This window comes from Devosia ginsengisoli (assembly GCF_007859655.1).
GTDB classification, from domain to species: domain Bacteria; phylum Pseudomonadota; class Alphaproteobacteria; order Rhizobiales; family Devosiaceae; genus Devosia; species Devosia ginsengisoli.
Genome location: NZ_CP042304.1, coordinates 549325 through 561201 on the forward strand (window position 1 = coordinate 549325; position 11877 = coordinate 561201).

At 63.5% G+C, this 11877-nt stretch carries 10 protein-coding genes; 6 read left to right on the top strand and 4 right to left on the bottom strand.

All coding sequences use genetic code 11. From position 1 onward, the window contains the following. Positions 1 to 263: 263 nt before the first annotated feature. Both FPZ08_RS02720 and FPZ08_RS02725 read right to left on the bottom strand, forming a co-directional pair. The gene (locus FPZ08_RS02720; RefSeq protein ID WP_146288559.1) at positions 264 to 1127 is read right to left on the bottom strand and encodes an SMP-30/gluconolactonase/LRE family protein; all 864 of its coding nucleotides are present in this window, start codon (positions 1125 to 1127) and stop codon (positions 264 to 266) included. 6 nt (positions 1128 to 1133) lie between these two features. Further along, positions 1134 to 1853, bottom strand: coding sequence for a FadR/GntR family transcriptional regulator (locus FPZ08_RS02725; RefSeq protein ID WP_146288560.1), 720 nt, complete (start codon positions 1851 to 1853; stop codon positions 1134 to 1136). 238 nt (positions 1854 to 2091) lie between these two features. Here FPZ08_RS02725 and FPZ08_RS02730 point away from each other — a divergent pair, with 238 nt between their 5' ends. Next, the gene (locus FPZ08_RS02730) at positions 2092 to 3099 is read left to right on the top strand and encodes a mannonate dehydratase (RefSeq protein ID WP_146288561.1); all 1008 of its coding nucleotides are present in this window, start codon (positions 2092 to 2094) and stop codon (positions 3097 to 3099) included. A 394-nt stretch (positions 3100 to 3493) separates the two neighbouring features. On the opposite strand, the gene kdgD is transcribed toward FPZ08_RS02730, so the two are convergent. Next, entirely contained in the window at positions 3494 to 4399 is a 906-nt protein-coding gene (kdgD, locus tag FPZ08_RS02735; RefSeq protein ID WP_146288562.1) for a 5-dehydro-4-deoxyglucarate dehydratase, read from the bottom strand. 205 nt (positions 4400 to 4604) lie between these two features. On the opposite strand from kdgD, the gene FPZ08_RS02740 reads away from it, so the two are divergent. From FPZ08_RS02740 to FPZ08_RS02760, 5 genes are read left to right on the top strand one after another with little or no spacing between them, the layout of a single operon-like run. Next, positions 4605 to 6527: an ABC transporter substrate-binding protein gene (locus FPZ08_RS02740; protein ID WP_146288563.1), complete on the top strand. Its 1923-nt coding sequence runs from the start codon at positions 4605 to 4607 to the stop codon at positions 6525 to 6527. A 56-nt stretch (positions 6528 to 6583) separates the two neighbouring features. Next, positions 6584 to 7567, top strand: a complete 984-nt coding sequence (locus tag FPZ08_RS02745) for an ABC transporter permease (protein ID WP_146288564.1) — start codon at positions 6584 to 6586, stop codon at positions 7565 to 7567. Further along, positions 7564 to 8715 (top strand): ABC transporter permease, encoded by a 1152-nt coding sequence (locus tag FPZ08_RS02750; RefSeq protein WP_146288565.1) that lies wholly within the window; start codon positions 7564 to 7566, stop codon positions 8713 to 8715. The genes FPZ08_RS02745 and FPZ08_RS02750 overlap by 4 nt, the downstream gene beginning before the upstream one ends. A gap of 7 nt (positions 8716 to 8722) precedes the next feature. Continuing rightward, positions 8723 to 10396: an ABC transporter ATP-binding protein gene (locus tag FPZ08_RS02755; protein ID WP_146288566.1), complete on the top strand. Its 1674-nt coding sequence runs from the start codon at positions 8723 to 8725 to the stop codon at positions 10394 to 10396. 10 nt (positions 10397 to 10406) lie between these two features. Further along, positions 10407 to 11201 (top strand): NAD-dependent epimerase/dehydratase family protein, encoded by a 795-nt coding sequence (locus tag FPZ08_RS02760; RefSeq protein ID WP_146288567.1) that lies wholly within the window; start codon positions 10407 to 10409, stop codon positions 11199 to 11201. 104 nt (positions 11202 to 11305) lie between these two features. Here FPZ08_RS02760 and FPZ08_RS02765 read toward each other — a convergent pair whose 3' ends face one another. Next, entirely contained in the window at positions 11306 to 11845 is a 540-nt protein-coding gene (locus FPZ08_RS02765; RefSeq protein WP_146288568.1) for a DUF6644 family protein, read from the bottom strand. Positions 11846 to 11877 lie beyond the last annotated feature (32 nt).

Below are 11877 nucleotides of genomic sequence, written 5' to 3' on the forward strand. Positions count from 1 at the left end.
CCCTTGTGGGAGAAGGTGCCCGAAGGGCGGATGAGGGGCTACGAGCCATCCACCGGCACTGAAGCATGGGATGGCGCAGACCCCTCACCCGGAAATCCGCTGGACGCGGATTTCCCCCCTCCCACAAGGGGAGAGGGACGGTCGCTCATGAGTCCGAAAACGCACCCTCCCCCTTGAGGGGAGGGTAGCGCCGCCTGGCCCGCAGGGCCTTGGCAAAGCTAGGGAGGGGGTGTCGAGGGTTCCACGAACTCAGCGCCGTGAAACTAAGCCCCAAACCGCCCCACCGGTACCCCCGCCACATCCACCCGCAACCGCGCCACGCCGTCGCGTCCCTCGTCCCCCTTGGAATCAAGGCTCGTCACATAAATCGTCCGCATATCCGCATCCCCGAAACACGGCATGGTCGGCGTCTTGATCGGCAAATCCACCCAGTCGAGCAATTCCCCCTCGGCCGAAAACCGGTTGAGCCGCCCCGCCGATGGCCCCGCCGACCAATAGTCGCCAGCCAAGTCGCAAGCCCCGCCATCCGGCCGCCCAGCCGCTTCGTCATGCTCCCGCAATCGCCGCCTTTTGCTGACCGCCCCGGTCACTGCGTCGAAGTCCCAGCAATCGAGCCAGATCTCCCCGCGCGAGTCCGAATGATACAGCCGGTCCCCCGCCGCGTTCCACGCCAGCCCGTTGGAAATGGCAATGCCCTCGGCCACCACGTGCACCGCGCCATCCGGCGCCACGCGATGGAGTTTCGCCGCCGGCGCACCATCGCCGCTGCCATCCATGCTGCCGACCCAGAAAGCGCCATCCGGCCCCACCTTGCCGTCATTGAGCCGCATCTCCGGCTTGGCATGCTCCACCCGCGCCACCAGCTCACGCGCTCCCGTCTCCGGGTCGAACAGCACCACGGTATTGCGCAGCGCCACCACCAGCCGTCCGCCTTGCGCCAGCCCGAAACTGGGCACCGGCTCGCCAAACGCCCAGCGCCGCCGCGCACCACTGGCAATCTCCACGGCATGGATCACCCCTGCCGGAATATCGCACCACAACAGCCGCCCATTGTCCCCATCCCAGACCGGGCTTTCCCCCACGCCAAAGCGCTCGCGCACCAGAAAACCGATCTCGGCCCCCGTCATGACGTTCTACCGCTCATGCGCCAGGCTCCACTCGCGATAGCGCCTGCGCCCACCCTCCAGATGGTGCCGCATCGCCACCCGCGCCTCATTCGCCTGCCGGTCGCTGATGGCGTCGAAAATACGTCTATGCTCGGCCTGGATCGTGTCGAGAAAGTCCGACTTGTCCTTCTCGTCGGTAAAGCTGGCGCCCAGCGCCCGGCGCGGAATGAGCCGCTCGCCCATTTCGTCCACGAACAGGCGGAACCGCGCATTGTTGGTGGCGTCGGCAATGGCCCGGTGAAAGCTGCGATCGGCGTCGGTCGCCATCGTATTGTCTTCCAGATGCCGCGCGAATTGGCTCATCGCCTGTTCCATGCGCAGCAGGTTGGTCTCCGTGCGCCGTTCCGCCGCCAGCCCCGCCGCCTCGATTTCCACGCTCATGCGGAATTCCATGAAGTCCAGCACGTCGCCGATATCCTGCGGTGCCTCCATGAACATCGTACTGCCGCCCATCGGCTTGGGCGGTTCGCTGACATAGACGCCGCTGCCGCGCAGCGAGCGCAACCGTCCCTCGGCTTTCAGGCTGGCGATCGCCTCGCGCACCACCGTCCGACTGACGGAAAACTGTTCACACAGCCGGTCCGATGGCGGCAGCTTGTCGCCCGGCTGCAATCCATCCTCGGCAATCATGCGGACCAGCCCGTTCTTCACCCGGTCCGTCAGTCGCAATGCTTCGATTTCCGCCATCTGTTTTGCCGTTCGTCTGGACCGCACATCGCACGCGTCGATGCTAACAGTCTGTTACCCAATTCCCACCATGTGTGAACAGGCGCGGACTCGGGTAAATTAGTCGAACCTGTCATCCTGCGATAGCCGCCGGACACCGCTTTTGCGCCGCTTATGCGGTGCGCAGCATGCATTCCTCTTGTAGCATGGCAAAATCTTTCATACAACTTTTGAGAAATCATAAAACACGAGGCGAGTCATGTATATCGGCACCCAGCTCAGCGGTGACAAGCTGGAACAGGTGGGCGATCGCTATCTGCGGCAACTGGCCCAGCTCGGCATCGTCCATGTCTGCATCGACCCGGTCGGCAGCCCCTATGACTGGACGCGCGACATCCTGGCCCGCCATATCGACCGCATTGATGCCGCCGGCCTCGTTCTCGACATGGTGCAACTGCCGCTGTCCTCCGCCGGCATCGACAAGGTCCGCTCGCCCGGTATCGTGCTGGGGCAGGAGCCTGACCGCGAGCGCGAGCTCGACGGCATCTGCCGTCTCATCGAGCTGCTGGGCAGCCTCGGCATCAAGGCCGCCAAATACAATTTCAACATCCTGGGCATTCCCCGCACCCCGTCCGAACGCGGCCGCGGCGGCGCCGTGCTTTCCACCTATCGCGCCGACCAGGTCACCGACGCCGACAAGCCAACCAGGGCAGGGCAGGTGAGTACCGACCAGATGTGGGAGCGCATCACCCATTTCCTCGAGCGCGTCGTGCCGGTGGCCGAGGCCAGCAAGGTGCGCCTGGCCTGCCACCCGCACGATCCGCTGACCCCGCCCGGCTACAAGGGCGTGGAAGAGCGCGTGCTGGGCAGCGCCGAAGGGCTCAAGAAATTCGTCTCCATCGCCGAAAGCCCTTATCACGGGCTCAATTTCTGCCAGGGCACCGTCGCCGAAAGCCTCGACAATCCGCGCGAGGAAATCGGCGATATCATCCGCTGGTTCGGAGAGCGCAAGAAGATCTTCAACGTCCATTTCCGCAACATCAAGGGCGGCCGCTATTCCTTCACCGAGGAATTCCCCGACGCCGGCGACATGGACATGCCCGCCGCCCTGCGCCTTTACAAGGAAGTCGGCGTCGACTGCATGATCATGCCCGACCACGTCCCCGATATCGACGGCGAAGCCCCCTTCGAAACCGCCTTCGCCTTCACCTTCGGCTACATCATCGCCCTCTTCCAGGCCAACGGCTGGGATCCCTACGGGCGGTAGCCGATCTGTGGCCAAACCCGCCGGGCCCACCCTCCCCCTTGAGGGGAGGGAAGCGGCGCCTGGCCCGCAGGGCCTTGGCAAAGCTGGGAGGGGGTGTCGAGCTATCCACGAACCAGGTGTTTGCGGAACCCTCGATACCCCCACCCTTAATCCCCTCCGCACAAGGGGGAGGGAGACGATGAACACTGGCATTGCCACTCGACCTTCAAGGCCACGCCGATGCGTCAGCGGCCGCTGAGCAGGCTTCCCTCCCCCTTGTGGGGAGGGAGTGAGGGTGGGGGTGAGCCACAAAGCACCGGCCCCGAAATTCCATCGAACAGCCCCCAAAACCAAAAAGCCCGGACCTAACGGCCCGGGCTTTTCTGACGCAGGGAGGACAGCGCCAGGGAAGCTCTCAGCGATGCGCCGCAATCAGCTGCGCCAGGGTCTCGCGCTCAGCCGCGTCCAGTTCCGTCAGCGGCGTGCGCACCTTGCCGGCGGGGTGCCCGATAATCTCCGCCCCGGCCTTGATCATCGACACGGCATAGCCGCGCTTGCGGTCGCGCAATTCGATCAGCGGCAGGTAGAAACTCCTGAGCAGGTCCTGCACAGTCGCGCCATCGCGCTGCCGCACGGCGGCGTAGAAGCGCAAGGCCAGCTCGGGCACGAAGTTGAACACGGCCGAGGAATAGGTCGTCACGCCCATTTCGAGATAGGGCTGCGCAAACACTTCCGCCGTCGGCAGGCCGCCGACATGTACCATGCGGTCGCCGATCCTGCTGGCCACCTGCACCATGAGCTGCAGATCCCCGATGCCGTCCTTGTAGCCGATCAGGTTGGGGCACATCTCGGCCAGCCGCGCCAGCGAGTCGGGCGTCAGCCGCGTATTGTCGCGGGCATAATAGATCACCCCGATTCCCACGGCGTCGCAGATCGCCTTCATATGCGCGACAATGCCTTCCTGCTCGGAAAACATCAGGTAATGCGGCAACACCAATATGCCCGCCGCGCCGGCTTTTTCCGCCCGCCTGGCCAGGTCCACCGCCATACGCGTGCCATAGCCCACGCCGGCCAGCACCGGCACATTGGCCGCGCTGTTGCGCACCGCGGTGCCGATCACATCGTCATATTCGTCATAGCCGATGGAAAAGAATTCGCCCGTGCCGCCCGCCGCGAACAGCCCGGCAATGTCATAGGACGACAGCCATTGCAGGCGCTTTGCATAGGAATCGCGGTTGAATTCCCCCGCCGCATCGAAGTCCGTCACCGGAAAGGAAAGCAGGCCTGAACCAATCTTGGCCTTGATTTCGTCGAGGGTCACGTCCGTCTCCTGCTGCAGATAATTAGTATGATTGCTTCGAGTTAGCACTGCCGCATTCGCCCTGTCAACGGCATATGCACTCTACTCGATATGTGCAAAACCAAAAGAAGTATGATTTCTTATTGACAATGCCGTTGCAGTCATACGAAAGTGCGTGTCACCGAGACCGGAGGCAAATTCCGGCTGGCATCTGCTCACAAGCTTGATGGGAGGGAAAATTGAAGCATTTCAGGGTCGCCGCCATGGCGGGGATATCTTTTTTGCGCTGGCCACGGCCGCGCTGGCGCAGGACTACAAGCAGGCTCCGGAGCTCGATGCGCTGGTCGCCAGCGGCGACCTCCCGGCGGTCGCTGAGCGCCTGGGCGCCGAGCCCCGCGTCATCGTTCCGGTCGACGAGGTCGGCACCTATGGCGGCACGTTCCGCGGCGGTATGGTGGGCGGCAATGACCGCAACATGCTCTTCACCTATTTCGGCTACGAGCCCCTGCTGGCCTGGGATGCAGACTGGTCCGGCGAGGTCGAGCCCAATATCGCCAGCGGCTACTCCGCCAGCGCAGACAGCAAGTCCTTCACCTTCACCCTGCGCGAAGGCATGAAATGGTCCGACGGCTCCCCGTTCACCTCGGATGACGTCGCCTTCTTCATCGAGGACATCCTGCCCGACGAAAAGCTCTTCCCGTCCAAGCCGGGCTGGCTGACAGTCGAGGGCGAATTGCCCACGATTTCAGTGGCTTCGCCCACCGAATTCACCATTTCCTGGACCAAGCCCAACGGGCTGTTTATCATCAACGCCGCCAGCGTCTACGGCGTGCAGCTGGCGCTGCTGAACAAGGCCTATTGCAGTCAGTTCCTGCCCAAATACAACGAGAATGCGGATGCCGAAGCCAAGGCGGCCGGCGCTACCGACTGGTCCGAGCGCATGGTCGCCATGTGCGGCATCGGCATCGAGGCCATCGAGCGCTGGCGCAATCCGGAGCGCCCGACGCTCGAAGCCTGGCGCATCACCGACCCCTACGTCGCCGGTGCCACTCGCGTCGCCTTCGAGCGCAATCCCTACTACTGGAAGGTCGATACAGCGGGCAACCAGCTGCCCTATATCGACGATCTCAGCATCTCGGTGAACGCGGAATCGCAGACCCTGCTGCTCAGTGTTCTGGCTGGCGAAATCGACTACGAAGTCCGCCACACCGCCAATCCCATCAACCTTCCGGTACTCGCCGAAGGCATGGAGGCCGGCAGCTACCACATCAGCAGCCGCGAATCCCGCGTCGGCAATGCCATGACCATCTCGGTGAACCTCAACTCGCAGGACCCGATCAAGCAGCCGATTTTCAGCAACAAGGACTTCCGCATCGCGCTGTCCCATGCGCTGGACCGCCAGGCCATCATCGACACGCTCTATCTGGGGCAGGGCACTGCCCAGCAGGTTTCCCCGCGCCAGGGCACGCCCTTCTACAACGAAAAACTGGCCACCCAGTACCTCGCCTATGATGTCGACGAGGCCAATCGCCTGCTCGACTCCATCGGCCTCGACAAGCGCGGTGGCAATGGCATGCGCTTGGCTCCCGATGGCAGCCCGCTCGTCGTCAATGTCGCTGCCGTGACCGCCCTCGGCGCCATGGCCGATGCTGCCGAGCTCTTCGTGCAATACTGGCAGGCCGTGGGCATCGATGCCCGCTTCGCCGCCATGGACCGCACGCGCTTCTACGAGGAAAAGACCGCCAGCCAGCATGACATCGTGGTCTGGGGCGCAACCTCTGGCGGCATCGACGTCTTCATCGATCCGCGCGACTACTTCCCCTTCTCCACCGAAAGCAATTTCGCCATCGAATGGGGCAAATACTACACCGGCGCCGGTGGGCAGGAGCCGCCCGATTACGTCAAGGAGCAGTGGTCGCTCTACGACCAGATCAAGGGCACGTCCGACCCCGAACAGCAGGCCGCCCTGTTCCAGCAGATCCTCGATATTGCCGCCGACCAGTTCTACCAAATCGGCGTCAGCACGGCGATCAACGGCTTCGCGGTGGTGGGCAACACTCTGGGCAACGTGCCCGAGAATACCCCGACGGGCTGGATCCACCCCGATCCGGGTACGCTGAATACCGAGCAGTTCTACTTCAAGCAGTAGTAGGCTTCGGCGGTCCGGCCACCAGGCCGGGCCGCTCCCTGAACCGGGTGACCAGCATGTTGTTCTTCATTCTCAAGCGGATCGCCGGCATGATCCCGGCCATGTTGGCGATTTCCGTGCTGGCATTCGTCGTTATCCAACTGCCGCCCGGCGACTATGTCTCCACCTACGCCGCCCAGATCGCCCAGTCCGGCGAGCGGGTCGACAGTGCCGTGCTCGAAAGCCTGCGCGAACGCTACGGCCTAGGCGAAAATGTCGTGGTCCAGTATTTCAAATGGATCGGCGGCATTGCCCGCGGCGATTTCGGCGACAGCTTCGAATGGCGCCAGCCGGTCACCGAGCTCATCTGGGGCCGCATGGGCATGACGGCGCTAATCTCGCTCTGCACGCTCGTCCTGATGTGGGCCTTTTCATTGCCCATCGGCATCTATTCGGCGGCGCGGCAATATTCAGTCACCGACTATCTCTCGACCGCCTTCGCCTTCCTGGCCATGGCCACGCCCAACTTCCTCCTGGCCATCGTGCTGCTCTACATCACCACCATGTGGTTCGGCGTTTCGGTCGGGGGGCTGTTCTCGCCCGCCTTCGAAAATGCCCCCTGGTCGCTGGCCAAGCTGTGGGATTTCATCACCCATGCCTGGGTGCCCATCTTCGTGCTCGGCACGGCCGGCACCGCCTCGCTCATCCGCATCATGCGCGCCAACCTGCTCGACGAGCTGCACAAGCCATATGTCGAAGCCGGCCGCGCCAAGGGCCTGCCCGAAGCCAGGCTCATCCTGACCTATCCGACCCGCGTCGCGCTCAATCCCTTCATCTCCACCGTCGGCTGGGTTCTCCCCGCGCTGATCTCGGGCGAACTCATCGTCTCCACCGTCCTCAACTTGCCCACGGCCGGCCCGCTGCTGCTCCAGGCCCTCAAGAGCCAGGACATGTACCTTGCCGGCGCCTTCATCCTGCTCAGCGGCGCGCTGGTGCTGATCGGCACGCTGGTCTCCGACATTCTTCTCGCCATTTCCGATCCGAGGATCCGCCTGTCATGACCCTCGAAAAACCCTTCAACGAGGACGACCTGCTCGACCAGCAGGTCAATGCCGGCCAGCTCCAGGCCGCCGGTCAATGGGCCATGGTGTGGAACAAGTTCCGCAAGCATCGCCTGGCCGTGGTCGCCCTGTTCGTCGTCGGCTTCATCTATTTCGTCGCGCTCTTCGCCGAATTTCTCGCGCCCTACGATCCGGGCAAGTTCGATCCGCGCTACACTTTCGCGCCGCCGCAAAGCATCGGCCTCTTCGTCGATGATGGGGCAGGGGGCTCGCGCTTCCAGCTCCATGTCACCGGTTATGACATCGTGCTCAATCCTACAAGCTTCCGCCGCGAATTCACGCCGGACCCGAGCCAGGTCATCCCCATCGGCTTCTTCGTCGCCGGCCAGAGCTACAAGATGTGGGGCCTGTTCGAGACCAACCTGCATTTCATCGGCCCGCTCGATCCCAGCCAGCCCTTCTTCCTGGTCGGTGCCGACCGCCTCGGCCGCGACCTGCTCAGCCGCACCATCCATGGCACCCGCATTTCCATGTCCATCGGCCTGGTCGGTGTCGGCCTCTCCCTGCTCATCGGCATGATCCTGGGCGGCATTTCCGGTTATCGTGGCGGCATGGTCGACCGCGTCATCCAGCGCGTCATCGAATTCATCCGCTCGGTCCCCACCATTCCGCTCTGGCTCGGCCTGGCCGCCGCCATGCCCAAGGACTGGCCGCCCTTGCAGGTCTATTTCTCCATCCTGGTCATCCTCTCGCTGATCGGCTGGACCGAGATCGCCCGCGTGGTCCGCGGCCGCTTCCTCAGCTTGCGCACCGACGATTTCGTCATTGCCGCAAGGCTCGACGGCGTCAGCGAATTCCGCCTCATCATGCGCCATATGATGCCCTCGCTCTATTCGCACATCATCGCCGCGATCACCCTGGCCATCCCCAACATGATCCTGGCCGAAACCTCACTGAGCTTCCTCGGCTTGGGTCTGCAACCGCCCATCGTGAGTTGGGGCGTGTTGCTGCAGGACACGCAGAACCTGCGCGCCATCACCCAGGCGCCGTGGCTCTTCGTGCCAGGCCTCTGCGTGGTCGTGGCCGTGCTGTCGCTCAACTTCCTCGGTGATGGCGTCCGCGACGCCGCCGACCCCTATGCCAAGTGAGGCTGCCATGACCGACAAACCCATCCTGCGGGTCAGCAGCCTCTCCGTCGATTTCCCCATGCACCGCTCGGTCCTCCATGCGGTCAAGGATGTCAGCTTTGACCTGCATCGCGGCGAAACCCTCTGCGTCGTCGGCGAAAGCGGCTCTGGCAAATCCGTCACCGCCCGCGCCATCCTGCAACTCGTCGCCAAGCCCGGCATGATCACGTCAGGCCAGATCAATCTCGCCGACGACGGCGGCGAAGTCGACATCGTCGCCCTGGGCAATAGCGGCCCCGCCATCCGCCAGATTCGCGGCCGCCGCATCGCCATGATCTTCCAGGAGCCGATGACGAGCCTCTCGCCCGTCCACACTATCGGCCACCAGATCGTCGAAACCATCCTGCTGCACGAAAAGATCACCAAGGAAGCAGCCCGCCAGCGCGCCGCCGCTCTGCTCGACCGCGTGCGCATCCCCAATCCCGAAGCGGCGCTCGATCGCTATTCCTTCGAATTTTCCGGCGGCATGCGCCAGCGCGCCATGATCGCCATGGCCCTGTCCTGCAACCCGGAAATCCTTATCGCCGACGAGCCTACCACTGCGCTCGACGTCACCACCCAGGCCGAAATCCTCTCGCTGATCCGCGAGCTCCAGCGCGATCGCGGCATGGCCGTGCTGTTCATCACGCACGACATGGGCGTCGTCGCCCAGATCGCTGATCGCGTCATGGTGATGTTCCGCGGCGAAAAGGTCGAGGAGGCCAATGTTTTCGACCTCTTTGCCCGCCCGCAACAGGCCTATACCCGCGCGCTGCTCGGCTCTGTGCTCAAGCTCGAAACGCCCGCGCCGCGCCCCACACGTCCAGTCGCGGAAACGCCCATCGCCCAGATCAATGATCTGGCGCTGCATTTCCCGCTCAATCCCGGCTTCTTCGGCCGCCCCACTGCCTATCTCAAGGCTATCGACGGCATCAGCCTCACCATCAACGAAGGCGAGACGGTCGGCGTGGTCGGCGAATCCGGGTCCGGCAAGACCACGCTCGGCCGCACCCTGCTGCGCGTCTATACGCCCACCGATGGCCAGGTGAACTACCGTCGTGGCGACGGCACCACGGTCGACATCGCCTCGCTCGGCAAGGCCGGCATGAAGTCGCTCTATGGCGAAGTGCGGATGATCTTCCAGGATCCCCATTCCTCGCTCAATCCGCGCATGACGATCTACCAGATCATCTCCGAGCCCCTGCGCACCAATACCGACATGTCCGAGTACCAGATGATGGATCGTGTGCAGGAATTGCTCACCCGCGTCGGCCTGCCCGCCGATATTGGCGACCGCTATCCGCATGCCTTCTCCGGCGGCCAGCGCCAGCGCATTTCCATCGCTCGCGCCATCGCCGTGCGGCCGCGCCTCATCATCGCCGACGAACCCACCTCCGCGCTCGACGTCTCGCTCCGCCACCAGGTGCTCGACCTGATGCGCGACCTGCAATCGGAATTCGGCCTCTCCTACCTCTTCATCTCGCACGACATTTCGGTCATCCGCTATTTCTGCGACCGGGTGGCCGTGATGAAAAACGGCAAGATCGTTGAGATCGGCGACGTGGCGCAGATTTGCGAGCGCCCCCAGCACGACTATACCAAAACGCTGATCAGCGCCGTGCCGCGCCCCGATCCTCGCCTGCGCGCCGACGCCCCCGCCTGAGGATTTTGCCATGCCCCAAATCCTGCTGACCGGCGCTTCGGGAAGGCTCGGCACCCATCTGCGCCACTGGTTTACCGCGCGGGGCAGGGCCTTTCTCGCCACTGATATCATCTCGGCCCCCGATGACGCCCCCGTCGAGATCGCTGACCTGGCCGATCGCGCCGCGGTGGACCGCCTGATGGCGCGGGACATTTCCGCCGTCATCCATTTCGGCGGCATGTCCAAGGAAGCCGGCTGGGACACCATCCTTCATGCCAACATCATGGGCAGCTACAATATCTTCGAATCCGCCCGCAAGGCCGGCGTCCCCCGGGTCATCTTCGCCTCGTCCTACCATGCCCAGGGCATGTATCCGACCGACGAGACGCCCATCGCCCTGACCGATCCCTACCGCCCGGATTCGCTCTACGGCGTCTCCAAGGCCTTCGGCGAAACCCTCAGCCGGCTCTATTTCGACAAGTTCGGCATTGAATGCCTCGCCATCCGCATCTGCACCGCCGGCCAACCCGGCACCACCCGCGAAGCCCGCCTCTGGTTCAACCGCGACGACATGGCCAGCCTGGTCGATCACGCCCTCGACACGCCAAACCTGGGCCACCGCACCCTCTTCGGCATCTCCAACAACCCCAACGCCTTCTTCCTCACCCCACCCGATCCCGCTTTCGGCTGGGTCCCAACCCACAGCGCTCTCGAACTCGGCACCCCCGACCCGCGCGACCCACTGGACCCCGCCGATCCCCGCAACCCGCTGGTGGGCGGCATCTTCACCCAATGGGGCCATTTCGACGACGAAGATCCGCGCTAGTGATCTGTGCCTGAGGGCCGTAAACGGTGTGCGGCTAACCAAGCTTTCCGGCAGCGAGGGGCTGACGTGAGGAGCAGGGCGATGCCAGGCGGATCCCCTCGGTGTCAGAACAGGTTTTCGAGGTCCAGCTCTACTGGAATGTCGAAGTTGAAGCCCTTGGTGTAACCGATCCAGCGGCCCAGGAAGATCACGGCCACCCAGAAGATGAGCGACAGGGCACCGGCGAGCTTGGCTGCGGTGGGCGTGGGGACGTCCTTGTCCCACAGGTCGGCATGGCGAGCGGTAATGAGTTCGTAAATGAACATGTTGATGCCTGCCAGCGCCAGGGCCACCAGCTTCAAGCGAAATTCGGTGTTGATATAGAAGGTCGTGGCATTGGCCGTGAACATCAGCACGCCAGTGACGGCTGCCACGGCAAAGCCGATCCATGTCCATTTCAGCAGGTCATGGGTCACGAGTGACAGCGACCGGCCGTTGCCGGGAAATCCCAGCAGGCGCAGATCGACGATGGAGATGGTGCCGAAGACCAGCACGACGCCGATGACATGAAACACATTGATGATCGGCCCGGCATAAATCGAGTCGCGTATCGCGGTGGCGATGCCGCTGGCTTCAATCCCCTGGGCGATAGCCATCAGATCCATTTGGTTCTCTTTCTGCGAAACGGACGGAGTGG